This is a genomic window from Streptomyces sp. SID486 (assembly GCF_009865385.1).
Taxonomy (GTDB): Bacteria; Actinomycetota; Actinomycetes; order Streptomycetales; family Streptomycetaceae; genus Streptomyces.
In genome coordinates this window covers 1-22,787 of sequence record NZ_WWJT01000001.1, presented here as the reverse complement: position 1 = coordinate 22,787, position 22,787 = coordinate 1, and the positions used below count along the sequence as shown (strand labels likewise).

23 protein-coding genes are annotated in these 22,787 nt (G+C 72.5%); 13 read left to right on the top strand and 10 right to left on the bottom strand.

Annotation, left to right across the window (positions count from 1 at the left end):
- Positions 1–70: 70 nt before the first annotated feature.
- Positions 71–766 carry a TetR/AcrR family transcriptional regulator gene (locus GT045_RS00115; RefSeq protein WP_161332898.1) on the bottom strand — a complete coding sequence of 232 codons (696 nt, stop codon included), beginning with the start codon at positions 764–766 and terminating at the stop codon, positions 71–73.
- A 104-nt stretch (positions 767–870) separates the two neighbouring features.
- On the opposite strand from GT045_RS00115, the gene GT045_RS00110 reads away from it, so the two are divergent.
- From GT045_RS00110 to GT045_RS00095, 4 genes are read left to right on the top strand one after another with little or no spacing between them, the layout of a single operon-like run.
- A complete protein-coding gene (locus GT045_RS00110) occupies positions 871–1,668 on the top strand; it encodes an acetoacetate decarboxylase family protein (RefSeq protein ID WP_161332897.1) in 798 nt (265 codons plus the stop codon).
- On the top strand, positions 1,668–2,552 hold the full coding sequence (locus GT045_RS00105) for an SDR family NAD(P)-dependent oxidoreductase (RefSeq protein WP_161295556.1): 885 nt from the start codon (positions 1,668–1,670) through the stop codon (positions 2,550–2,552). Before GT045_RS00110 ends, GT045_RS00105 begins: the two co-directional genes overlap by 1 nt.
- A 25-nt stretch (positions 2,553–2,577) precedes the next feature.
- Positions 2,578–3,888, top strand: coding sequence for an amidohydrolase family protein (locus GT045_RS00100; RefSeq protein ID WP_161295562.1), 1,311 nt, complete (start codon positions 2,578–2,580; stop codon positions 3,886–3,888).
- Positions 3,885–5,111 (top strand): amidohydrolase family protein, encoded by a 1,227-nt coding sequence (locus GT045_RS00095; protein WP_161332896.1) that lies wholly within the window; start codon positions 3,885–3,887, stop codon positions 5,109–5,111. Before GT045_RS00100 ends, GT045_RS00095 begins: the two co-directional genes overlap by 4 nt.
- 160 nt (positions 5,112–5,271) lie before the next feature.
- Here GT045_RS00095 and GT045_RS00090 read toward each other — a convergent pair whose 3' ends face one another.
- A complete protein-coding gene (locus GT045_RS00090) occupies positions 5,272–5,562 on the bottom strand; it encodes a hypothetical protein (RefSeq protein WP_161332895.1) in 291 nt (96 codons plus the stop codon).
- Between the two features lie 153 nt (positions 5,563–5,715).
- Here GT045_RS00090 and GT045_RS00085 point away from each other — a divergent pair, with 153 nt between their 5' ends.
- Positions 5,716–6,762, top strand: coding sequence for a zinc-dependent alcohol dehydrogenase family protein (locus GT045_RS00085; RefSeq protein WP_161295551.1), 1,047 nt, complete (start codon positions 5,716–5,718; stop codon positions 6,760–6,762).
- 6 nt (positions 6,763–6,768) lie between these two features.
- Here GT045_RS00085 and GT045_RS00080 read toward each other — a convergent pair whose 3' ends face one another.
- On the bottom strand, positions 6,769–8,199 hold the full coding sequence (locus GT045_RS00080) for a CoA transferase (RefSeq protein WP_161332894.1): 1,431 nt from the start codon (positions 8,197–8,199) through the stop codon (positions 6,769–6,771).
- 65 nt (positions 8,200–8,264) lie between these two features.
- On the bottom strand, positions 8,265–9,800 hold the full coding sequence (locus GT045_RS00075; RefSeq protein WP_161332893.1) for a S8 family serine peptidase: 1,536 nt from the start codon (positions 9,798–9,800) through the stop codon (positions 8,265–8,267).
- A 282-nt stretch (positions 9,801–10,082) separates the two neighbouring features.
- Between GT045_RS00075 and GT045_RS00070 the strand changes: the two genes are divergently transcribed.
- From GT045_RS00070 to moaA, 3 genes are all read left to right on the top strand, one after another.
- Positions 10,083–10,442, top strand: a complete 360-nt coding sequence (locus GT045_RS00070) for a DUF485 domain-containing protein (protein ID WP_161295547.1) — start codon at positions 10,083–10,085, stop codon at positions 10,440–10,442.
- Positions 10,439–12,064 carry a cation acetate symporter gene (locus tag GT045_RS00065; RefSeq protein WP_161332892.1) on the top strand — a complete coding sequence of 542 codons (1,626 nt, stop codon included), beginning with the start codon at positions 10,439–10,441 and terminating at the stop codon, positions 12,062–12,064. The genes GT045_RS00070 and GT045_RS00065 overlap by 4 nt, the downstream gene beginning before the upstream one ends.
- Positions 12,065–12,235: 171 nt before the next feature.
- Positions 12,236–13,225 (top strand): GTP 3',8-cyclase MoaA, encoded by a 990-nt coding sequence (gene moaA, locus GT045_RS00060; RefSeq protein WP_161295544.1) that lies wholly within the window; start codon positions 12,236–12,238, stop codon positions 13,223–13,225.
- Here moaA and GT045_RS00055 read toward each other — a convergent pair.
- Positions 13,222–13,440: a hypothetical protein gene (locus GT045_RS00055; protein WP_161332891.1), complete on the bottom strand. Its 219-nt coding sequence runs from the start codon at positions 13,438–13,440 to the stop codon at positions 13,222–13,224. The genes moaA and GT045_RS00055 overlap by 4 nt on opposite strands.
- Before the next feature lie 226 nt (positions 13,441–13,666).
- Positions 13,667–14,071: a DUF3099 domain-containing protein gene (locus GT045_RS00050; RefSeq protein WP_161332890.1), complete on the bottom strand. Its 405-nt coding sequence runs from the start codon at positions 14,069–14,071 to the stop codon at positions 13,667–13,669.
- Between the two features lie 241 nt (positions 14,072–14,312).
- Here GT045_RS00050 and GT045_RS00045 point away from each other — a divergent pair, with 241 nt between their 5' ends.
- Positions 14,313–14,594 carry a GlsB/YeaQ/YmgE family stress response membrane protein gene (locus GT045_RS00045; RefSeq protein WP_030347082.1) on the top strand — a complete coding sequence of 94 codons (282 nt, stop codon included), beginning with the start codon at positions 14,313–14,315 and terminating at the stop codon, positions 14,592–14,594.
- A gap of 284 nt (positions 14,595–14,878) precedes the next feature.
- On the opposite strand, the gene tyrS is transcribed toward GT045_RS00045, so the two are convergent.
- The 3 genes from tyrS to GT045_RS00030 are packed head-to-tail and all read right to left on the bottom strand — an operon-like array spanning position 14,879 to position 19,127.
- On the bottom strand, positions 14,879–16,147 hold the full coding sequence (gene tyrS / locus GT045_RS00040) for a tyrosine--tRNA ligase (RefSeq protein WP_161287485.1): 1,269 nt from the start codon (positions 16,145–16,147) through the stop codon (positions 14,879–14,881).
- 56 nt (positions 16,148–16,203) lie between these two features.
- Entirely contained in the window at positions 16,204–17,607 is a 1,404-nt protein-coding gene (locus GT045_RS00035; protein ID WP_161332889.1) for a metallopeptidase TldD-related protein, read from the bottom strand.
- Positions 17,604–19,127: a TldD/PmbA family protein gene (locus tag GT045_RS00030; RefSeq protein ID WP_161287487.1), complete on the bottom strand. Its 1,524-nt coding sequence runs from the start codon at positions 19,125–19,127 to the stop codon at positions 17,604–17,606. The genes GT045_RS00035 and GT045_RS00030 overlap by 4 nt, the downstream gene beginning before the upstream one ends.
- Before the next feature lie 239 nt (positions 19,128–19,366).
- Between GT045_RS00030 and fabG the strand changes: the two genes are divergently transcribed.
- The 3 genes from fabG to GT045_RS00015 all read left to right on the top strand — a co-directional run bounded on the left by fabG (position 19,367) and on the right by GT045_RS00015 (position 21,357).
- Positions 19,367–20,071 carry a 3-oxoacyl-[acyl-carrier-protein] reductase gene (gene fabG, locus GT045_RS00025; protein ID WP_161332888.1) on the top strand — a complete coding sequence of 235 codons (705 nt, stop codon included), beginning with the start codon at positions 19,367–19,369 and terminating at the stop codon, positions 20,069–20,071.
- A 5-nt stretch (positions 20,072–20,076) separates the two neighbouring features.
- The gene (gene fabI / locus GT045_RS00020) at positions 20,077–20,844 is read left to right on the top strand and encodes an enoyl-ACP reductase FabI (RefSeq protein ID WP_161287489.1); all 768 of its coding nucleotides are present in this window, start codon (positions 20,077–20,079) and stop codon (positions 20,842–20,844) included.
- A 159-nt stretch (positions 20,845–21,003) separates the two neighbouring features.
- On the top strand, positions 21,004–21,357 hold the full coding sequence (locus tag GT045_RS00015) for a hypothetical protein (protein WP_161287490.1): 354 nt from the start codon (positions 21,004–21,006) through the stop codon (positions 21,355–21,357).
- Here the strand turns inward: GT045_RS00015 and GT045_RS00010 are convergent.
- Positions 21,335–22,027, bottom strand: coding sequence for a FadR/GntR family transcriptional regulator (locus GT045_RS00010; protein ID WP_161287491.1), 693 nt, complete (start codon positions 22,025–22,027; stop codon positions 21,335–21,337). The two genes, GT045_RS00015 and GT045_RS00010, sit on opposite strands and share 23 nt — an antisense overlap.
- A 124-nt stretch (positions 22,028–22,151) precedes the next feature.
- Here GT045_RS00010 and GT045_RS00005 point away from each other — a divergent pair.
- On the top strand, positions 22,152–22,787 hold a 636-nt coding region (locus GT045_RS00005), incomplete at its 3' end, for an MFS transporter (protein ID WP_161332887.1).

Below are 22,787 nucleotides of genomic sequence, written 5' to 3'. Positions count from 1 at the left end.
GGTGCGGGTGCGGGTGCGGGTGCGGGTGCGGGGCGCGGGGCGCGGGTGTGGCACGGGCCGGGTGTGCCGGTCAGCGTCCCTGCGGGGCCAGCAGGGACCGCACCAGCGCGCCCACCGCCGTCACGAACAGTCGTTCCGTGTCCACCGGACGGGCCAGCGCCCGGACCAGGGCAGGATCGTCCCCGGCGCTCCCGGCGCTCCCGGCGCTCCCGGCGCTCCCGGCGCTCCCGGCGCTCCCGGCGGTTCCTGCGCTTCCTGCGCTCCACAGCTCCCGCTCGTCCGGGTGCTGCGCCGGGGCCCGTTCGCGGTTGCGCTCGACCAGTACGTGCCCGACCACCTGGAACTGCACGGCCCGGACGAACTCGGCGGCCCGGGCCCCGCGCAGCCCCGCCGCGTGCGCCTCGCGCACCAGGACCCGCTGGGCGGGCAGGAACATCCGTTCGGTCAGCCCGCGCTCGTGCACCAGGGCCACCAGGTGCGGATGGTCGCGCAGCTGGCGCCGCAGGGCGCACGCGACCGACAGCACCCGGCGCTCCGGGGTGCGTCCCCGGGGGCGGATCTCGCCGAGGCCGGCCACGGTCCGCTCCACGAGCGCGTCGAGCAGCGCCTCGCGGCCCCCGACGTGCCAGTAGATCGACGTCACCGCCGTGCCCAGCTCGGCGGCGAGCGCCCGCATCGTCAGCGCGTCCGGGCCACGCTGCCGCACCAGCCCCGCCGCGGCCTCCAGCACCGCCTCCCGGGACAGCGCGCTCCTCGCCCCGCTCACCGTGACCCCCCGACTCCCGTCCGCGCACGTGTATTTACCCCGCACCCCGACTGCTGTAACTGTGTTACAGGTGACGACCCGTCAGGAGAAGGGGTGGTACGGCCATGGCACGCGTACGGTACGGCGCACGGACCGAACGGGAGACCGCCGCCACGCGCGGCGCGAGCGCACGGCTGCCCGACATCTGGTCCACCGGTGTGGTGGCTTGCTGGGAGACCGACCCGGACGCGGTCGCGGCGGTGCTGCCACCCCCGCTGAAGCCCACCGGACGGCCCCTGGTGCGGGCCACCGTCAGCAAGGTCGACCTGCCCGGGTATGCGCTCGGCGCGGGCTCCTTCGCCGTCGCCGCCGCCCACGGCGGGGTCGACGGCTGGTATCCGCTGGTGATGCCGATGACCCACGAGCGCGCCCTCACCGGCGGCCGTGAGGTCTTCGGGGAACCCAAGAAACTCGGCGAGGTCACCGTCGAGCGCGACGGCCTCGTCGTCCGGGCGTCGATGGCACGCCACGGCATCGCCTTCGTGGAGGTCCGCGGAGCGGTGAGCGGCCCGCTGCCCCTGCCCGAGCCCGCAGGCAGGACCGACTTCTACTTCAAGTTCCTGCCCGCGGTGGACGGTTCCGGCTTCGACGGCGACCCCGTGCTGGTGCACTGCGTACGGCACGAGAAGGTGCGCCGGCTGGAACGGGTCACCGGGGACGTGGTGCTCCGCGAGTCCCTGTACGACCCCGTCGCCGACCTCCCCGTGCTGCGCCTGCTGGAGATCACCATCGGCGAGAAGACCAGCGACCAGCGCGGCCGGGTGGCCGAACGGGTCGACGCGCAGGCCCTGCTGCCCTACGTCCACCAGCGCTACGACGACCCGCTCCAGGCCCATGACGGGCCGCCCGAGGGGAGCGTGTGATGGAGCTGCGCGCCGGACACGTCGCCGTCGTCACCGGGGCGGCGAGCGGGATCGGGCTGGCCATGGCCCGGCGGTTCGCGGCCGACGGCCTGAAGGTCGTCCTCGCGGACGTCGAGGAGGCCGCCCTGGAGAAGGCCGCCGCCGGCCTGCGCGCCGAGGGCGCCGACGTCCACGCGCGCGTGGCCGACGTCGGTGAACGCGACCAGGTCACGGCGCTGGCCGAGGCGGCGTACGACACCTACGGCGCCGTGCACGTCCTGTGCAACAACGCGGGCGTCGGATCCGGCGCCGAGGGCCGCATGTGGGAGCACGACCCGAACGACTGGAAGTGGGCCTTCGCCGTCAACGTGTGGGGCGTCTTCCACGGCGTCCAGGCGTTCGTGCCCAGGATGATCGAGTCGGGCCAGCCCGGTCATGTGGTCAACACGTCCTCCACCGACGGCGGTGTCGCACCGCTCCCCACCGCCTCGGTGTACGCGGTGACCAAGGCGGCCGTCGTCACCCTGACGGAGTCCCTCTACGCCCACCTCAAGGCGGAACGCGCGCGCGTGGGCGCCTCCGTCCTCTTCCCCGGCCCGCACATGCTGCGCACCGGTCTGTGGGAGTCGCACCGCAACCGCCCCGCCCGCTACGCCAAGCAGCGCCCGCGCAGAACCCCCTATCGCAGCCTCGACCAGTGGGAGAGCGCGATGCGCGAGGCCGGCCGGGAGGTCCGCTTCACGCCCGTCGAGGAAGTCGCCGGCCTCGTGGTGGACGGCATCCGCGAGGACCGCTTCTGGCTGCTGCCGGCGAGCGAGCACAGCGACGCGCAGATCCGCGCGCGGTCCCGGTCGATGCTGGACCGGGCGAACCCGTCGTACCTCGAAAGCTTCGTCCTCGACTGACCGGGAGGCTGCCGTGACCGACGTCGTGTCCGGCCCGGACCCGTACCTGATCATCTCCTCCGACTGCCACGCCGGACTGCCCACCGAGCGGTACCGGCCCTACCTGGAGTCCCGTTTCCACCGGGACTTCGACGAGTTCCTCGCGGGCCGCGACCGGCGCCGCGAGGAGATGACCCGGCTCGGCGTCCGCAACGAGGCGTTCGCCGACCGCTGGTTCCGCGACAACGAGGAGGGCCTGCGCGGCGGCTGGGACACCGCGCAGCGCCTGAAGGAACTGGACGGTGACGGGGTGGCCGCCGAGGTCGTCTTCCCGGACGCCGACGCCGTGGACAGCCGGACCGCCGCCCCCTTCGGCGTGGGCCTCGGCCTCTCCGGCGACCAGGACCCCGAGCTGGGGATGGCGGGCGCGCAGGCGCACAACCGCTGGCTGGCGGAGTTCGTCTCCGACCGTCCCGAACGGCACTGCGGAGTCGCCCTGCTGCCCGTCACGGCCCCCGTCGACCGGGTCGTCGCCGAGATCCGGCGGGCCAGGGAGTCCGGCCTCGGCGCCCTGATGATCCCGGCCATGTGGGCGGACCGGGAGCCGTACCACGACCGCCGCTACGACCCGGTCTGGGCGACGGCGGCCGAGTGCGGCATGCCGGTGCTCACCCACTCCGGCGCCGCCCCCCGCCACGAGTACGGCGACCACCTCGGCATCTACGTCTCCGAGGTCACCTGGTGGCCGGCCCGCCCGCTGTGGTTCCTGCTCTGGTCCGGTGTCTTCGAACGCCACCCGGGTCTGCGCTTCGGCATCGCCGAGTCCGGCTGCTGGTGGCTGCCGAACCTGCTGTGGTTCATGGACCGCCTCTACCTCGGCGCCCACGGAGGCAAGAAGCTCTCCCCGTTCGCGGAACTGAGCCGCCCGCCGCACGAGTACCTGGACCGGCAGGTCTTCGTCTGCGCCACCAACACCAAGCGGCGCGAGCTGGCCCAGCGCTACGAGATCGGCGTCGACAACATCCTGTGGGGCAGCGACTTCCCGCACCCCGAGGGCACCTGGCCGGACACGCGCGCGTGGCTGCGCCGCACCTTCCACGACATCCCGGTCGCCGAGACCCGCCGGATCCTGGGCCTCGCCGCTGCCGAGGCGTTCGGCTTCGACGCCGGCAAGCTGGCCCCCCTGGCCCGCCGCATCGGCCCCACCCCCGCCGACCTCGGCCAGAGCGCCGACCAGGCCGCGGTGGAGGCGTCCTGGGCGCGCTCACGCGAGAGCGGCCGGCACTGGCTGACCGGCGGCGACTTCCCGCTCACGGGACCCGACCGCGACGTCCCCCTCCCGGAGGTGACCCGGTGACGGACCGCTACACGGTGATCTCGGCCGACTGCCACGCCGGTGCCGACCTCCTCGACTACAAGCCGTACCTGGCCGAGCGCCACCATGACGACTTCGACGTCTGGGCCGCCACCTACGTCAACCCCCACGAGGACCTCCTCGCCGACACCGCCGACCGGAACTGGAACTCCGACCGGCGCCTGGCGGAGATGGAGGCGGACGGGATCGTCGGGGAGGTGATCTTCCCGAACACCATCCCGCCGTTCTTCCCGTCCGGCTCGCTGATGGCCCCGCCCCCGGACGCCGCGGACTTCGAGCGGCGCTGGGCGGGCCTGCGCGCCCACAACCGCTGGCTCGCCGACTTCTGCGCGGCGGCACCGGGGCGCCGGGCCGGCGTCTTCCAGATCCTCCTCGGCGACGTGGAGGAGGCCGTCAAGGAGATCCGGTGGGCCGCCTCGGCGGGCCTGCGGGGCGGCCTGATGCTGCCCGGCACCCCGCCCGGTTCCGGCCTGCCCGAGCTGTACTCGCGCCACTACGACCCGATCTGGGCCGCCTGCGCGGAACTCGGCCTGCCCGTCAACCACCACGCGGGTTCCGCGTCCCCGCCGCTCGGCGAGGAGCCCGCGGCACGCGCGGTGTTCATGGTGGAGACGACCTGGTTCTCCCACCGGGCCCTGTGGCACCTGGTCTTCGGCGGCGCCTTCCGCCGCCATCCTGGCCTGCGGCTGGTCCTGACCGAACAGGGCTCCGGCTGGATCCCCGGGGTCCTGGACATGCTGGACTACTACCACGGCCGCCTGGTCGCCACGGCGGCGCGGGGCGGCACCGCGGAGGCCAAGTTCGGCACCGGCCTGGCCGAGAGCATGGGCGAGGCGCCCTCCCGCGTCTGGCGCGACAACTGCTACGTCGGCGCCAGCTTCATGCGTCCCCACGAGGTGCCGCTGCGTGACCGCATCGGCATCGACAAGATCATGTGGGGGAGCGACTACCCGCACGACGAGGGCACCCACCCGTACACCCGCGAGGCCCTGCGGTTCGCGTACGCGGGCGTCCCGCGCGCACAGGTGGCCGCCATGGTCGGCGGCAACGCGGCCCGGGTCTACGGCTTCGACCTCGCCCTCCTGGACACCGTCGCCGCGGAGGTCGGGCCCACGGTGGCGGAGATCGCCGAACCCCTAGAGGAGCCACCGGCCGGTGCGACCAGCTCGGTGTTCGCGCGGGGCGCGTCCGTCCGGGTCTGGTGACACCGGGGCGGGGCCGGAGGTCCTGTGGACGGGGCGGGTGACACCGGGGGCGGGGCCGGCGGTCCTGTGGACAGGGCGGATGCCACCGCGGGCGCTGCCGGCGGCCCCGTGGACACGGTCGGGTGCCATCGGGGGCGGGACCGTCGGCCCCCTGGACTGGTCAGTGGATGATCAGCCGGTCACGGGGGAACAGCTCCGCACCGGCGACCCGCTCGCAGTCGAACAGCCGGACCTCCACCCTGTCCAGGGCCGCGAGCGGTGTCAGGTCCAGGGGGCCGCACCGCGCGAACTCGACGCTGCGCAGCGCGGGAAGCTCCGCGAGGGCCCCGATGTGCTCCACCTCCACGGCCTTGGTGAGGTGGAGCGAGCCCAGGCCCTGGTGCGGTACGACCCCGGCGAGGTCCACCCGGGGCACGTCGAGGATCTGCAGCGTCTCCAGGGGCGAGAACACCCCGGCCGCGGCATCGTAGATCCGGGCACCGCCTGCGGGCTACGCCACCTCGCCGTGCCGAGTGCGCGGGGGGCGACGTACCGTGAAGTGCGCTCACCATCCCCGAGCGCTCCGGACGATCTCGCACCATCCCGCACGAGAAGGACTCCCGCCATGCGCGCCACCACCATCCACGCCCCGTTCGACATGCGCGTGGAGGACGTGCCCGAGCCCGTGGTGCAGTTGCCCACCGACGCCGTCGTGCGGGTGCTGCGGGCCTGCATATGCGGCAGCGACCTGTGGGCCTACCGCGGTGAGGCGGCCCGGCAGCCGGGGCAGCGGATCGGGCACGAGTTCCTCGGTGTGGTGGAGGAGACCGGTTCCGAGGTGAGCACCGTGCGCCGCGGCGACCTGGTGGTCGCGCCCTTCATGTGGTCCGACGGCGTCTGCGACTACTGCCGTGAGGGCCTGAACACGTCCTGCGAGCACGGCGGCTTCTGGGGCTCGGTCGGCTACGACGGGGGCCAGGGCGAGGCCGTCCGGGTGCCGTTCGCCGACGGCACCCTGGTGCAGCTGCCCAAGGACGCGGCCTCCGACGAGCGTCTGCTGTCCGCCCTGCTGACCTTGTCCGACGTCCTCGGCACCGGCCACCACGCCGCCCTCGGCGCGGGCGTCCGGCCCGGCGCCACGGTCGCGGTCGTCGGGGACGGCGCGGTCGGCCTGTGCGCCGTCCTGGCCGCCAGGCGGCTCGGCGCCGAGCGGATCATCGCGCTCGGCCGGCACGCGGCGCGTACCGACATCGCGCGCCGGTTCGGCGCCACCGACGTCGTCGCCGAGCGCGGGGACGCGGCCGTCGAGGCCGTCCGCGAGCTGACCCGGGGACAGGGCGCGCACGCCGTCGTGGAGGCGGTCGGCACCGAGCAGTCCATGCGGACGGCCGTCGACATCACCCGCGACGGCGGCGCCATCGGCTTCGTGGGCGTCCCCCACGGCAGCGGCACCGGCCTGGACCTCGGGGTGATGTTCGACCGCAACATCGCCCTGCGCGGCGGCGTGGCGCCGGTCCGCGCCTACATCCCCGACCTGCTGCCCGACGTCCTCGACGGCACGATCGACCCCTCGCCGGTGTTCGACATGACCGTCGACATCGAGGGCGTGCCGGCCGGCTACAAGGCCATGGACGAGCGCACGGCGCTCAAGGTGCTGGTCACCAACGGCTGACCCGCGTCACCACCACGCCGCCGGGTCCGTGCCCCACGGCACCGGGGGCCGCCGCCAGCCGGCGGGGCCGCCGGCGAAGGACACGGCCGGGCGGGCGTGCCGCAGGCGGCCGAGGGCACTGTCCGTCTCGGCCAGCCAGGCGTCGGGATCCGGGCGGGGCGCCGCTCCCTCTGCGGGGGCGACGCCGGACGCCTCCCCGCCCGGCGCAGGGCCGGTCTCCGAGTTCGGGGTGGACCCGGTCCCCGACGTCAGCCAGCGGGCGGTCCGGGCCAGCGCCAGCCGGACCAGCCGGCTCCCGCCCTCGTACGACTGCTCGGTCAGCGCCCGCAGCACGGCGGCCGCCAGCAGATAGCCGGTGCCGTGGTCCAGGGCCTGCGCGGGCAGCGCCCCCGGCTCCCCGGCCGCGCCCTCGGTCACCGCGATGCCGGTGGCGACCTGCACCAGGCTGTCGAAGCCGCGCCGCCCGCCCCACGGCCCGTACGCCCCCCACGCCGACACCTGCGCCACGACCAGGCCGGGGCGCCGTGCGGCCAGGTCCTCGGGGGCGAGCCCGAACCGGTCGAGGGCGCCCGGCCGGTACCCGGTCACCACGACGTCGGCCCTGCCCAGCAGTTCCTCGAAGGTGTCCCGGTCGGTAGTCAGGTCCAGCACGGCGGACCGTTTGCCGAAGCCCGTGTCGGCGTGCTGGTCCGGCAGCTCCGGCAGCTGCGGTGAATCCACGCGCAGCACGTCGGCGCCGAGCAGGGCGAGGGTGCGGGTGGCGACCGGGCCCGCCAGGACCCGGGTCAGGTCCAGCACGCGCAGCCCGGCGGCGGGCAGCAGGACGGCGGCGTCCGGATCGAGCGCGGGGAGCACGCGCACGCGTGCCGTGTCCGGCCGGTCCCGCTCGACCAGCGGTCGCGCCGCCACCTCGGCCGCCTGCGCGTGCGCCTGCCACTGTCCAGGTGTGCGCAGGGCCACGGCGAGGCCCCCGGCGCCGTACACGGCCTCCTCGGTCTCCGCCGCGGAGCGCCCGGCGAGCCGGTCCGCGACCCGCTCGGGCGAGGCGTCCCGCGGCAGGCCCAGCACCCTCAGCAGCCGGTCCCGGTGGTGCGGGTAGTTGGCGTGGGTGCGCACCCAGCCGTCCCGCGTGCGCCAGAAGCGCGACAGCGGCGCGAAGGTGTCCGGCGCCCGCCCGTCGACCCGCAGCAGCCGCTCGCTGTGGAAGGCCGCGGCCACCGCGCCGTCGTCCACGGTGACCGCCGGCACCTCGGCGAGCCCGGCCCGCCGTGCCCCGAGTTCGGCGGCGGCCAGCGCGCACGCTCCCACACACGCGCGCGCCAGGTTCCGAACCGGCAGCCGTGCGCCGAGGGTGTCCGCCCGAGTGACGGCCGAGACGCGCGACAGCGGACCGGGCGCTCCGCCCACGGCGAGCCAGGCTTCATTGATTTCAGGCATGACTTCACTATGCATTATTGATTCGATCAATATTTCTCACCAACGCTGCACAGCGAAGCGGGCGGTTACTCGACCGCGCGCAATGCGTTGACGATGCCGAACCCGTAGAAGCCGTTGACTCGCTCACCGCCGGCGCAGGTCGCGTCCACCACCCCGTCGCCGTCACCGTCGTACGGCTCGGCCGGGCACCCCGGGTTGTCCGCCTCCGCCTTCAGCAGCGCCTGGAGCCGGGCCGGGGTGGCGTGCGGGTGGGCCGACTTCAGCAGCGCGGCCACCGCGGCGACGTGCGGGGAGGCCATCGAGGTGCCCTGGAGCCAGCCGTACCGGTTGTTCGGCAGCGTCGACAGGATGCGGCCGTTCTTCGACGGCGTGTCCGGGATCTGGAAGCGGTCACCGCCCGGCCCCGCCACGTCGATCACGCCCCGGCCGTAACTGGAGTAGGACGACTTGGCGCCCTTCACGCCGACGGCGCTCACGGTGACCACGCCGGGCAGCTGGGTCGGCACGTCGAAGCACTCGTGCGGGTCGACCGTGCGGGTCCCGGGCGTCGAGTCGTCGGGGCTGGAGGTGTCCGTGAGCGCGTCGGCGTCCAGATCGTCGTTGGAGTTGCCCGCCGAGGCGACGTTGAGCGTGCCCTTGCGCTGGGCGTACAGCTGAGCCCTGTTGACCGCGTCGACGATGGCACGTTGATCGGGGTCGTCCATGCAGTTGTACAGCCACGGATCCACGTAGTAGCTGTTGTTGGTGATCTCGATGCCGTGGTCCGCGGCGAACACGAAGGCGCAGACCACGCTCTCCGGGTAGAACATCGAAGTGGAGTCCGGCTGGGCGACGGTGATGCCCGCGACCTTCACGCCGGGAGCCACACCCGCCACGCCGATGCCGTTGCGGGCCGCGGCTATCTCGCCCGCCACATGGGTGCCGTGGTAGTGGTCGGCGTCCGCGGGCCGCCACGCGCCGTACGTCGTGTCCGCCTTGCCGCTGACACAGCTCGCGGACTGGGACGGGGAGAAGTTCGGGGCGATGTCCGGGTGGGTGTCGTCCACGCCCGTGTCGATGACCCCGACGGTGACACTCCGGCTGCCCGGGTCGACGGCGGCGGCCCGGTCGGCGCCGATCGCCCGCAGGTCCCACTGGTCGGCCTCCAGCGGTTCCTGCCCCGCCGTCGCCGCCCGGGCGGCCTTCGCGGCCTCCGCCTTCGACAGCACCCGTACGGCACCCTCGTCCGTCGTGCCCGCCGCCGTCAGCGGAGCGGTACGCGTGGCACCCGCCGACCGCACGCCGTGCACCGCACGCATCCGCGCGCCGAAGTCGGGGTTCGCCGAGTGGACGACGATCACCCCGATCCGGTCGTAACTCGCCACGACCGTGCCGCCGTTGCGTGTGATCGCCCGCCGCACCGAGTCGATCGTGCGGTGGTCCGTCCCGGTGTTGACCACGTACGCGAGAGCGGGGCCTTCCACCGCCCGCGCCGTCGCGCCCGCCGTGTCCGCCGGGGCCGCCGCCGAGGCCGCCGACGGAAGGAATCCGAGCGTGGCGGTCAGCGACAGAGCGACCGGCACGGCGAGCGCGAGCCGGTGCCTGGAGCGCAGATGAGCCATGGGATCTCCACATCATCCGGAAACGGAACCGCCCGAGACACGGATGGCGCTCGGGCAGGTACATGACGAGTGGTGCAGGGCGAAGCTATCCTCCGGGGCTGATCTCCGAAAGAGCCAGGGGGAGTTGAACCGGTCCGCACGCCGCGCCGTGACCGTGGACGGGGGGCCCTCGGGTTCGTTCCCCCACCGGGATCGCAGCGGGGAGCCGTCCGGTGACTCCCTGTAATGTGATCCTCGTCCTGTGAGGTCAGAAAGCGCATGTCCGTGACGCGAGGAGACTCCGTGGCAACCGAGACACCGCCGCCCGCGAAACCCCCAGCCCCCCACCTTCCCTCCACCGAGGAGTTCACCGAGGTGCAGCAGAGCGCGGAGTTCGGCGAACTGCGCCGCGCCTACCGCTCCTTCGCCTTCCCGCTGACGATCGCCTTCATCGCCTGGTACCTGCTCTACGTCCTGCTGTCCAACTACGCGGGCGGCTTCATGGGCACCAAGGTGGCCGGCAACGTGAACGTCGCCCTCGTGCTGGGCCTCGCCCAGTTCCTCACCACGTTCCTCATCGCCTGGTGGTACGCGCGGCACGCCGCGGCCAGACTCGACCCGAAGGCCGAGGCCATCAAGTCCCGGATGGAGGGCCGCGCATGAGCCCCGCGCAGCACACGCTGCTGGCCGCCGGCGAGGCGAGCGAGCACCGGACGCTGATCATCACCCTGTTCGCGGTGTTCGTCGCCGCGACCCTCGTCATCACCGTCTGGGCGGGCCGGCAGACCAAGGACGCCGCAGACTTCTACGCCGGCGGACGGCAGTTCACCGGCTTCCAGAACGGCCTCGCCGTCTCCGGCGACTACATGTCCGCCGCGTCCTTCCTCGGCATCGCGGGCGCCATCGCCCTCTTCGGCTACGACGGCTTCCTGTACTCCATCGGGTTCCTCGTCGCCTGGCTCGTCGCCCTGCTCCTGGTCGCCGAACCGCTGCGCAACTCCGGCCGCTACACCATGGGTGACGTGCTGGCCTACCGGATGCGCCAGCGCCCGGTCCGCACGGCCGCCGGCACCTCCACCATCGTGGTCTCGATCTTCTACCTGCTGGCCCAGATGGCCGGCGCCGGCGTCCTCGTCTCCCTGCTCCTCGGCATCACCAGCGACGGCGGCAAGATCGGCATCGTCGCCCTGGTGGGCGTCCTGATGATCGTGTACGTCACCATCGGCGGGATGAAGGGCACCACCTGGGTCCAGATGGTCAAGGCCGTACTGCTGATCATCGGCGCCCTGCTGCTGACCTTCCTGGTGCTGCTCAAGTTCGACTTCAACGTCTCTGAGCTGCTCGGCAAGGCCGCCGACAACAGCGGCAAGGGGTCGGCTTTCCTGGAGCCCGGGCTGAAGTACGGCGCCACCGGCACCACCAAGCTGGACTTCCTCTCGCTCGGCATCGCCCTGGTCCTGGGCACCGCCGGCCTGCCGCACATCCTCATCCGCTTCTACACGGTCCCTACCGCCAAGGCCGCCCGCAAGTCCGTGATCTGGGCCATCGGCCTGATCGGCGTCTTCTACCTGATGACCCTCGCCCTCGGCTTCGGCGCCGCCGCGCTGATCAAACCGGACGAGATCACCGCGTCCAACAAGGCGGGCAACACCGCGGCACCCCTCCTCGCGCTGCATCTGGGCGGCGTCGACTCCAACTGGGGAGCCGTACTGCTCGCCACCATCTCCGCGGTCGCCTTCGCCACGATCCTCGCGGTCGTCGCCGGCCTCACCCTGGCCTCCTCGTCCTCGTTCGCACACGACATCTACGCGAACGTCATCAGACGGGGACGCGCCACCGAGAAGCAGGAACTGGGCGCGGCCCGCTGGGCGACCGTCGGCATCGGCGCGGTCTCGATCGTGCTCGGCGCCCTGGCCCGCGACCTGAACGTGGCCGGTCTGGTCGCCCTCGCCTTCGCGGTCGCCGCCTCGGCCAACCTGCCGACCATCCTCTACAGCCTGTTCTGGAAGCGGTTCACCACCGCCGGCGCCCTGTGGTCGATCTACGGCGGTCTGGTCACCGCGGTCGGCCTGGTGCTGTTCTCCCCGGTGGTCTCCGGCAAGCCGACCTCGATGTTCCCCGGCGTCGACTTCCACTGGTTCCCGCTGGAGAACCCCGGGATCATCTCCATCCCCGTGGGATTCCTGCTCGGCGTCGTGGGCACCCTGCTGTCGAAGGAGGCACCGGACACCGGCAAGTACGCGGAGCTGGAGGTGCGGTCCCTGACCGGCACCGGAGCGCACTGAGGTTCGTACGGACGGCCGCGTCACCCGGGACTGTACGGTCCTACGACGCGGCCGCGCCGCACCTCGTGGGATCGGGCCGGTGTCGATGGCGGTGCGGTCACGTAGGCTCGCAGGTGAGGTTCGGACGCACCGCCGTCCGCACATGACGACCGGGAGAGGGAGGGGGCCCACGTGCTCATCGACACCTACGGCCGGGTGGCCACCGACCTGCGGGTCTCGCTCACGGACCGCTGCAATCTGCGCTGCACGTACTGCATGCCCGAGGAAGGGTTGCAGTGGCTGTCCAAACCGGACCTCCTGACGGACGACGAGATCGTCCGCCTGATCGACATCGCGGCCCGGACGCTCGGCATCGAGGAGGTCCGCTTCACCGGCGGCGAGCCCCTGCTCCGCCCGGGTCTGGTCGGCATCGTCGAGCGCGTCGCGGCCCTCGACCCGCGCCCCCGGATGTCCCTCACCACCAACGGGATCGGCCTCAAGCGCACCGCGGCGGCCCTGAAGGCGGCGGGCCTGGACCGGGTCAACGTCTCCCTGGACACCCTCCGCCCGGACGTCTTCAAGACCCTCACCCGCCGCGACCGCCACAAGGACGTGCTGGAGGGCATGGCAGCCGCCCGCGAAGCCGGTCTGACCCCGGTCAAGGTCAACGCGGTCCTGATGCCGGGGCTGAACGCCGACGAGGCCCCCGACCTGCTCGCCTGGGCGGTGGAGAACGACTACGAGCTGCGCTTCATCGAGCAGATGCCCCTGGACGCCCAGCACGGCTGGAAGCGCGAGGGCATGGTCACCGCCGGGGACATCCTCGCCTCCCTGCGCACCCGCTTCGAGCTGAGCGCGGAGGGCGCCGAGGAACGCGGCTCGGCACCGGCGGAGCGCTGGCTGGTCGACGGCGGCCCGCACCGGGTCGGCGTGATCGCGTCGGTCACCCGGCCGTTCTGCGCGGCCTGCGACCGCACCCGCCTCACCGCCGACGGCCAGATACGCACCTGCCTGTTCGCCACCGAGGAGACCGACCTGCGCGCCGCCCTGCGGTCCGGGGCACCGGACGAGGAGATCGCCCGCATCTGGCGGCTGGCGATGTGGGGCAAGAAGGCGGGCGCGGGGCTGGACGACCCCTCGTTCGTCCAGCCGGACCGCCCGATGTCGGCGATCGGCGGCTAGCCCTCCTCGGCCGCCCGCCACTCCCCGAACTTCACGACGTCCTTCAAGAACCCCCGCACGCCGAGGAACTGCGACAGATGCTCGCGGTGCTCGTCACAGGCGAGCCAGGTCTTGCGGCGCTCCGGCGTGTGGATCGTGGGGTTGTTCCACGCCAGCACCCACACGGCGTCGGCACGGCAGCCCTTGGCGGAGCAGATCGGCGTCTCGTCACTCACGGCTTCGTCTCGTGTCCGTCTCACGCATGGGTGCGAACAAGGCGACGCCGGGCAGCCACGGGGGGAGCTGCCCGGCGTCGGTCCGTCGCTCCGACGGGGGATGCGGAGCGCGTACGCAGTATGTCACGGGTACCCCACCGCCCGGCACTGGAACAGCAGGATTGATCTGAGCTTTTCTTGAGCTTGCCGAGGGGGCGCGTTCCGCTTTCCGGCGGGTCCGCCGTGCTCACACCGGCTCGGGGCGCTCACCGCTCACCCCGGCCTCGTTCGCCGGCACGTCCTCGGTCACGGACTCCCGTGCCGCTTCGGCCTGTTCGCCGTCGGCCCGCGGCGGCGCGATCATCGGACGCGGCGGCGCGACGACGAACGTCGAGGGGAGCGACGGCGGGCGCTCCCGGCCCGCGTTGGCGATCACCACGGCGACGTAGGGGAGCAGTGCGCCGAAGACCAGCGCGACGATGGCGACGTACCGCTCGACGTTCCACAGCGAGGCCGCGAGGATCACCGACACGGTACGGACCGACATGGAGATCACGTACCGGCGCTGCCGGCCCCGGACGTCCTCGGCGAGACCGGTCCGGGCACCGGTGATCCGGAACACCTGGCCACTGCCGCCCTGCTGTTTCCGCATCGCATTCCACCATCCGCCCGCATCGGACTCCCCGGCCCGCACCCTTGTCCCCGCCCGGCGGGGAACCGGCCGGGACACCTCCACGGTACGCCGCGCACCCGCCGGCTTCGAGACCGGGGCACGCTCTGCCTGCGCAGACGCCGTCGGGCGTGCCGCGTACGGGGGAACCCGACATGCGCCGTACGGTGCACCGAACCACACTGGCCCTAATGCTCACGTCGAGCCGTACGAGGAGGCAGCCATGGGCTGGTTGTGGGCGATCATCGTGGGATTCGTGCTGGGCCTCATCGCCAAGGCGATCATTCCGGGCAAGCAGCACAGCCCGCTGTGGCTGACCACCATCTGCGGCATGCTGGGCGCCATCGTCGGCAACGCGGTGGCCCGCGCGGTCGGCGTGGAGGCGACCCGGGGGATCGACTGGAGCCGGCACATCTTCCAGCTGGTGGCCGCGATCATCATCGTCGCGGCCGTGGACGCCCTGTACATGGCCACGCTGGGCAAGAGAAAGCACCAGCGGGCCTGAGCCGCTCGGGGCACCCCGAAAGACAGCCCCCGTAAGGCAGCCCCCAGAAGGCAGCACGCGAAGGCGGTACGGCCGGAGGGGGCGCGCGGGGACCGGGCGGGCGACCCCGCCGCGGCGGAAGTCACCCGCCCGCCCACGCCCCTGCCGTACCCGCACCCGGGCGCGTTACGACGCTCGGACGCCGTACGACGCTCGGGCGCCTTACGACACCCGGGAGCCCTACGACACCGGGAGCCCTACGAGCACCCGGGCGCCCTGCGACGCTCGGGGGCGTCTCACGACGCTCAGGCGTCCGTGACCTCCACGGCGGCCAGGTTCTTCTTGCCGCGCCGCAGCACCAGCCACCGCCCGTGGAGCAGCTCCGCGGTGCCGGGGACGTGGTCCTCGGCGGTGACCTTGACGTTGTTCACGTAGGCCCCGCCCTCCTTCACGGTCCGCCGGGCGGCCGACTTGCTGGCCACCAGGCCGACCTCGGAGAACAGGTCGACCACCGGAGCGAGCTCGGCGACCCGGATGTGCGGCACCTCGGACAGTGCCGAGGCCAGCGTCCTGTCGTCCAGCTCCGCCAGCTCGCCCTGGCCGAACAGCGCCTTGGACGCGGCGATCACCGCGGCCGTCTGGTCGGCGCCGTGCACCAGCGTCGTCAGCTCCTCGGCCAGCGCGCGCTGCGCCGCCCGGGCCTGCGGGCGCTCCGCGGTCTGCCGCTCCAGCTCCTCGATCTCCTCACGGGAGCGGAAGCTGAAGATGCGCAGGAACTTGGACACGTCCCGGTCGTCCGCGTTGACCCAGAACTGGTAGAACGCGTACGGCGTGGTCATCTCGGGGTCGAGCCACACCGTGCCGGACTCGGTCTTGCCGAACTTGGTGCCGTCCGCCTTGGTGATCAGCGGGGTGCCCAGCGCGTGCACCACGGCGTCCGGCTCGACCCGGTGGATCAGGTCCGTGCCTGAGGTGAGGTTGCCCCACTGGTCACTGCCGCCGGTCTGCAGGGCGCAGCCGTGCCGCCGGTACAGCTCCAGGAAGTCCATGCCCTGGAGGATCTGGTAGCTGAACTCGGTGTAACTGATGCCCGCGTCGGAGTTGAGCCGCCGGGAGACGGCCTCCTTGGCGATCATCTTGTTGACACGGAAGTGCTTGCCGATGTCCCGCAGGAACTCGATGGCCGACAGCCCCTGGGTCCAGTCCAGGTTGTTGACCATCACGGCGGCGTTCGGTCCGTCGAAGTGGAGCAGCGGCGCGATCTGGGCGCGCAGCCGCTCCACCCAGCCGGCCACCACCTCCGGCGCGTTCAGCGTGCGCTCGGCCGTGGGCTTCGGGTCGCCGATGAGGCCCGTGGCCCCGCCGACCAGCGCCAGCGGGCGGTTGCCCGCCTCCTGGATGCGGCGCATCGTCAGGATCTGCACGAGGTTGCCGAGGTGCAGGCTGGGCGCGGTCGGGTCGAAGCCGCAATAGAACGTGACGGGGCCGTCAGCGAACGCCTTGCGCAGTGCGTCCTCGTCCGTGGAGAGGGCGATGAGCCCGCGCCACTTCAGCTCGTCGACGATGTCCGTCACGGTTCTCGTGTCTCCTTGGTGTTCCTGAGGCGGTCGGGTGACAGCCGACTACGAGGTTATACGCCCTGACTGACAGAGCTCATATTGAAATCCGGGATCCGCAGCGCGGGCATCGCGGCCCGGGTGAACCAGTCGCTCCACTCACGCGGCAGCGTCTTCTCCGTCCGCCCGGCCTCCGTGGCCCGGCCCAGCAGATCCACCGGCGACTCGTTGAACCGGAAGTTGTTCACCTGCCCGGTCACCTCGCCGTTCTCCACGAGGTAGACACCGTCCCGGGTCAGCCCCGTCAGCAGCAGCGTCGCCGGGTCGACCTCGCGGATGTACCACAGGCAGGTCAGCAGCAGGCAGGGCCCGCCGTGGTCCGTGGCCGCGACCATCTCCTCCAGGGAGCGGTCACCGCCGCCGTCCAGGACGAGGTTCCCCAGCACCGGGGCGACCGGCAGCCCGGTCAGGCCCGCGCTGTGCCGGGTGGTCGTCAGGTTCTTCAGCACACCCTCGTCGACCCACTTGGTGCCGCGCGTCGGCAGCCCGTTGTCGAACACGGACTGGTCGCCGCCGGAGGAGTGGGCGACCACGAAGGGCGGGCACTCCAGGCCCGGCTCGTCCGGATCGCTGCGCAGCGTCAGCGGCAGGTCGGTGAGCCGGTCGCCGACCCGGGTGCCGCCGCCCGGCCGGGAGAACACCGTGCGCCCCTCGGCCGCGTCCCGGCCCGACGCGGACCACAGCTGGTAGATGAGCAGGTCCGCCACGGCGGTGGGCGGCAGCAGCGTCTCGTACCGGCCCGCGGGCAGTTCCACGCGCCGCTCCGCCCAGCCGAGCCGTACGGCCAGCTCGGCGTCCAGCGCGCCCGGGTCGACGTCCTTGAAGTCCCGGGTGGAGCGGCCGGCCCAGGCCGAACGCGTACGGTCGGGCGACTTGGCGTTCAGCTCCAGCGTGCCGGTGGGCTGGTCGTGACGCAGCCGCAGCCCGGTGGACGTGCCCAGGTAGGTGGACACCATCTCGTGGTTGGCGAAGCCGTACAGTTCCCGGCCGCCCGCACGCGCGCGTGCGAAGGCGTCGCCGAGCGCCGGGGCGAAGTCGGCGAACACGGCCGAGGAGGTCTCGGCGGGCGCGTCCGTGAAGTCCTGGGCCTGCGGCACCCCGCTGACCAGCGGCTGCGCGTCCTCCGCGGGCGCGGCCCCGCGCGCGGCGGCCTCGGCGGCCCGCACCAGCGGCTCCAGCTCCTGGGCGGTGACCGCGGACCGCGACACGACGCCGGAGGCGGTGCCCTCCTTGCCGTCCACGGTGGCGATCACGGTGAGCGTGCGGCCCCGTGTCACCCCGTTGGTGGTGAGCGCGTTGCCCGCCCAGCGCAGGTTGGCGGTGGAGTGCTCGTCGGCGATGACGACACAGCCGTCGGCGCGGGACAGCGCCAGGGCCTGCTCGACGACCTCGTGCGGCTTGTGGGTACGGGCGCTCATCGGCCGGCCTCCTGCGAAGTGTTCAGAATGTTGACGCCCTTGAAGAGGGCGGACGGGCAGCCGTGGGAGACGGCGGCCACCTGGCCCGGCTGGGCCTTGCCGCAGTTGAAGGCACCGCCGAGGACGTAGGTCTGCGGTCCGCCGACCGCGGCCATCGACCCCCAGAAGTCCGTGGTCGTGGCCTGGTAGGCGACGTCCTTCAGCTGCCCGGTGATCCGCCCGTTCTCGATCTTGAAGAAGCGCTGGCCGGTGAACTGGAAGTTGTAGCGCTGCATGTCGATCGACCAGGACCGGTCGCCGACGACGTAGATGCCCCGGTCGACCCCGCCGATCAGGTCCTCGGTGGACAGCCCGGCCGGATCGGGCCGGAGCGAGACGTTGGCCATGCGCTGCACCGGCACGTGGCCGGGGGAGTCGGCGTACGCGCACCCGTTGGACCGGTCGAACCCGGTCAGCCGCGCGATGCGCCGGTCCAGCTGGTAGCCCACCAGCGTGCCGTCCTTGACCAGGTCCCAGGACTGCGCCTCGACGCCCTCGTCGTCGTAGCCGATGGTCGCGAGCCCGTGCTCGGCGGTGCGGTCACCGGTGACGTTCATCAGCTCGGAGCCGTACCGCAGCTTGCCCAGCTGGTCGAAGGTGGCGAAGGAGGTGCCGGCGTAGGCGGCCTCGTAGCCGAGGGCGCGGTCCAGCTCGGTGGCGTGGCCGATGGACTCGTGGATGGTCAGCCACAGGTTGGACGGGTCGACGACCAGGTCGTACAGGCCCGGCTCCACGCTCGGGGCCCGCATCTTCTCGGCGAGCAGCTCGGGGATCCGCTCCAGCTCGGCGTCCCAGTCCCAGCCGGTGCCCGTCAGGTACTCCCAGCCGCGTCCCGCCGGCGGCGCGATCGTGCGCATGGAGTCGAACTCGCCGCTGGACTCGTCGACCGAGACGGCCGTCAGCTGCGGATGCAGCCGCACCCGCTGCTGGGTGGTCACGGTGCCGGCGGTGTCCGCGTAGAACTTGTTCTCGTGCACGGTGAGCAGCGAGGCGTCGACATGGCTGACGCCGTTCGCCGCCAGCAGCCGTGCGCTCCACTGCGCGAGCAGCGCCGCCTTCTCCTCGTCGGGCACCGAGAAGGGGTCGATCTCGTACGACGACACCCACGTCCGGTCGGCGTGCACGGGCTCGTCCGCGAGCTCCACCCTCTCGTCCGACCCGGCCGCCCTGATCACCTGCGCGGACAGCTTGGCCATGGCCACCGCCTGCGCGGCCACCCGGGCCGCGGCGTCCATGGTCAGGTCCACCCCGGAGGCGAAGCCCCACGTACCGCCGTGCACGACCCGGACCGCGTACCCGAGGTCGGTGGTGTCCGAGGACCCGGCGGGCTTGGCGTCCCGGAGCCGCCAGGACGCGCTGCGCACCCGCTCGAACCGGAAGTCCGCGTGCTCGGCCCCCAACGCACGCGCGCGCGCGAGCGCGGCGTCGGCGAGGGCCCGTAGCGGAAGCGCGGTGAAGGCTTCGTCGATCGAATGAGGCACGGAGGTCTCCCTGCTGTCGTGGCCTGTCGTGTCCGATCATGTCGCGGGAGCGGGCCGGCGGACCACAGGTTTGGTCACCGGACGGGCTCTTTCTGTAGGGATCCGACAGCGACACCACCGCGCCACTGTCGGTGCCCGCTTCTCCGCGCGCGTGGCGGTACCGATAGGTTTTCGATGAAGCCGCCTGTCATCCAGGTGTTCGGGCGGATGTGTCAGACCGCTATGGAAAGGGTGATCCGTTGAGCCGCTCGGTTCTCGTCACCGGAGGCAACCGGGGCATCGGCCTCGCCATCGCCCGCGCTTTCGCCGACGCCGGCGACAAGGTCGCGATCACGTACCGCTCGGGTGAGCCGCCGGCCGGCTTCCTGGCGGTCAAGTGCGACATCACCGACCCGGAGCAGGTGGAGCAGGCCTACAAGGAGATCGAGGACCAGCACGGTCCGGTCGAGGTCCTGATCGCCAACGCCGGGGTCACCAAGGACCAGCTCCTGATGCGCATGTCCGAGGACGACTTCACCTCGGTCATCGACACCAACCTCACGGGCACCTTCCGGGTCGTCAAGCGCGCCAACCGCGGCATGCTGCGGGCCAAGAATGGCCGCGTCGTCCTGATCTCGTCCGTCGTCGGCCTGCTCGGCTCGGCGGGGCAGGCGAACTACGCCGCCTCCAAGGCCGCCCTGGTCGGCTTCGCGCGGTCGCTCGCCCGGGAGCTGGGCTCGCGCAACATCACCTTCAACGTCGTCGCGCCCGGCTTCGTCGACACCGACATGACCAAGGCGCTCACCGACGAGCAGCGCCAGAACATCGTGTCCCAGGTGCCGCTCGGCCGTTACGCGCAGCCCGAGGAGGTCGCCGCCACGGTGCGCTTCCTCGCCTCGGACGACGCCTCGTACATCACTGGAGCCGTCATCCCGGTTGACGGCGGACTGGGAATGGGTCACTGATCACCATGAGCGGAATTCTCGAGGGCAAGCGCATCCTGGTCACCGGTGTGCTGATGGAGTCCTCCATCGCCTTCCACGTCGCCAAGCTCGCCCAGGAGCAGGGTGCCGAGATCATCCTGACCGCGTTCCCGCGGCCCACCCTGACCGAGCGCATCGCCAAGAAGCTGCCGAAGCCCACCAAGGTCATCGAGCTGGACGTCACCAACGACGAGCACCTCGCGCGCCTGGCCGACGTCGTCGGCGAGGAGCTGGGCGGCCTGGACGGCATCGTCCACTCCATCGGCTTCGCCCCGCAGGACGCGCTCGGCGGCAACTTCCTGAACACGCCGTTCGAGTCGGTGGCCACCGCCATGCACGTCTCGGCGTTCTCGCTGAAGTCGCTGACCATGGCCTGCCTGCCGCTGATGCAGAACGGCGGCTCGGTCGTCGGCCTCACCTTCGACGCCTCGTTCGCCTGGCCGCAGTACGACTGGATGGGCCCGGCCAAGGCCGCCCTGGAGGCCACCAGCCGCTACATGGCGCGCGACCTGGGCAAGCAGAACATCCGCTGCAACCTCGTCTCGGCGGGCCCGATCGGCTCCATGGCCGCCAAGTCCATCCCGGGCTTCGGCGAGCTGGCCTCGGTGTGGGACAGCCGCTCCCCGCTGGAGTGGGACCTGAAGGACCCGGAGCCGGCCGGCAAGGGTGTCGTCGCCCTGCTCAGCGACTGGTTCCCGAAGACCACGGGCGAGATCATCCACGTGGACGGCGGTCTGCACGCCATCGGCGCCTGATCCCCGCACGCTCCACCGACGCCCCGTCTCCCGCCGCGAGCGGGGAGCGGGGCGTCACCCGTTCGGCTTAACCGGCCGGGCCGCCGCCGCGCCGGCGGCGCACCCTGGAACAAGCCCTCCCCGCACGTCCCTCCGCAGCCCGGCCGAGGAGGTTCCCTTGTGCGCCTGCCCCGCCGCAGCCTGGCCCCGGTGACCGTGGCCCTGGCCCTCGTCCTGTCGCTGCCGTACGACGCGCTGTCCCACGCGCGCGTGAGCGGCGGCAAGCCTCCGGCGCCGAGCCGGTTCGGCGCCTCGTGCCGTACGGCCGTGCAGGGCTCCCATGTGGTGGCCTACTGCCACAACCCCTATGTCGACACCGACCGCGTGCGGCTGCACATCGAGTGCGCCCGCTGGTGGGACATCGACACGGACAGCGCTCCGGCGGACGCCGGGCCCGCCATGACCGTACGGCTGACCGGCCGGTGCTGGAAGGAGGTCCGCTCGGTCTGGATCAGCCACCAGAAGGCGCTGTGAACCGGCCCGGGTCGCACAGGAACGGATAGCTCGCGGCCTCCGTGGCCGCCGCCTCCGCGTCCCCCGCGCGGATCGCGTCCATCAGCCTCGCGTGGTCCATGTACGTCTCCGGCGTCAGCTCCGCCCCGACGTCCGCGCGTAGCCAGTCCCGCAGCACCTCGCCCAGGTCCGCGTACATCGCCGTCATCACGTCGTTGTGGGACGCGGCCACCACGGCCAGGTGGAAGGTGGCGTCGGCCGTCACGAAGTTCTCCGCCTCACCGCTCTCCCACGCCTCCTCGCGCCGGAGCAGCAGCGCGTCGAGCTGCTTGAGGTCCTTGTCGGTGCGCCGCTCGGCGGCCAGTTTCGCCGCGGCCGACTCCAGCGTGGAACGCAGCTCGGCGATGTGCCGCGGGTCGGCGTCGGCGAAGCGGCGGTGCATCACGCCGGCCAGCTCGCTCGTGGCCACGACGTACGTGCCCGAGCCCTGGCGGATGTCCAGCAGACCGTTGTGGGCGAGCGCGCGGACGGCCTCGCGGACCGTGTTGCGGGCGACACCGAGCTGATCGACCAGTTCCGGCTCGGTCGGGATGCGGGAGCCGACCGGCCATTCGCCGGAGGTGATCTGGTTGCGCAGTTCGGCGATGACCTGCTCGGACAGCGCCGAACGGCGCGGGTGGCTCAAGGGCATGGCACACCTTCGCACGGGACGCCCGGCCGCGAAGGCACCGGGAATGGACAGGTAATCATCCTATGATTCTATGATGGGTCTCATGGCTAGTGAGGAAACCCGGACAACGGATACCCGTACGGAGATGTCACCGACCGGACGCGGCGCGGCCGCCGCGGCGAACACCCCCGGGACGACCTCCGCGGGGGGCGGCACGCGCGCGTGGGCGACCCGGCTGGTCGTCGTCGGCATCGTGCTCGCCGCGGTGAACCTCCGCCCGGCCATCACGAGCCTCGGCGCACTCCTGGAGGAGGTACGCGACGGGCTCGGCATGAGCGGCAGCGTGGCCGGCCTGCTCACCTCCGTGCCGCCGCTCTGCTTCGCCGTGTTCGGGGTCACCGCGCCCCGCCTGGCCCGCCGCTTCGGACCGGCAGCGGTGGTGTGCGCCGGCATGGCCGCCATCACCGCCGGCCTGCTCGTCCGCCCCTACGTCGGCACCACCGCCGGCTTCCTGGCCGCCAGCGCGCTCGCTCTCATGGGCATCGCCGTCAGCAACGTCCTGATGCCGGTCATCGTCAAGCAGTGGTTCCCCGACCGGGTCGGCTCCATGACCGGCCTGTACTCGATGGCCCTCGCGCTCGGCACCTCCCTCGCCGCCGCGGTGACCGTCCCGCTGACCGACGCCCTGGGGGGCAGCTGGCGGTCCGGCCTCGCCGTGTGGGCGGCCGTCGCCGCCGCGGCCGTCCTGCCCTGGCTGCCGCTGGTCCGGCACCGCGCCGGC

What these genes read in the sequence shown, in the direction of transcription:
- GT045_RS00110 (WP_161332897.1), top strand. Translation starts at nt 871, where the DNA reads ATGGCACGCGTACGGTACGGCGCACGGACCGAACGGGAGACCGCCGCC.
- GT045_RS00105 (WP_161295556.1), top strand. Translation starts at nt 1,668, where the DNA reads ATGGAGCTGCGCGCCGGACACGTCGCCGTCGTCACCGGGGCGGCGAGC.
- GT045_RS00085 (WP_161295551.1), top strand. Translation starts at nt 5,716, where the DNA reads ATGCGCGCCACCACCATCCACGCCCCGTTCGACATGCGCGTGGAGGAC.
- GT045_RS00080 (WP_161332894.1), bottom strand. Translation starts at nt 8,199, where the DNA reads ATGCCTGAAATCAATGAAGCCTGGCTCGCCGTGGGCGGAGCGCCCGGT.
- GT045_RS00075 (WP_161332893.1), bottom strand. Translation starts at nt 9,800, where the DNA reads ATGGCTCATCTGCGCTCCAGGCACCGGCTCGCGCTCGCCGTGCCGGTC.
- GT045_RS00065 (WP_161332892.1), top strand. Translation starts at nt 10,439, where the DNA reads ATGAGCCCCGCGCAGCACACGCTGCTGGCCGCCGGCGAGGCGAGCGAG.
- GT045_RS00050 (WP_161332890.1), bottom strand. Translation starts at nt 14,071, where the DNA reads ATGCGGAAACAGCAGGGCGGCAGTGGCCAGGTGTTCCGGATCACCGGT.
- GT045_RS00045 (WP_030347082.1), top strand. Translation starts at nt 14,313, where the DNA reads ATGGGCTGGTTGTGGGCGATCATCGTGGGATTCGTGCTGGGCCTCATC.
- GT045_RS00035 (WP_161332889.1), bottom strand. Translation starts at nt 17,607, where the DNA reads ATGAGCGCCCGTACCCACAAGCCGCACGAGGTCGTCGAGCAGGCCCTG.
- fabI (WP_161287489.1), top strand. Translation starts at nt 20,077, where the DNA reads ATGAGCGGAATTCTCGAGGGCAAGCGCATCCTGGTCACCGGTGTGCTG.
- GT045_RS00010 (WP_161287491.1), bottom strand. Translation starts at nt 22,027, where the DNA reads ATGCCCTTGAGCCACCCGCGCCGTTCGGCGCTGTCCGAGCAGGTCATC.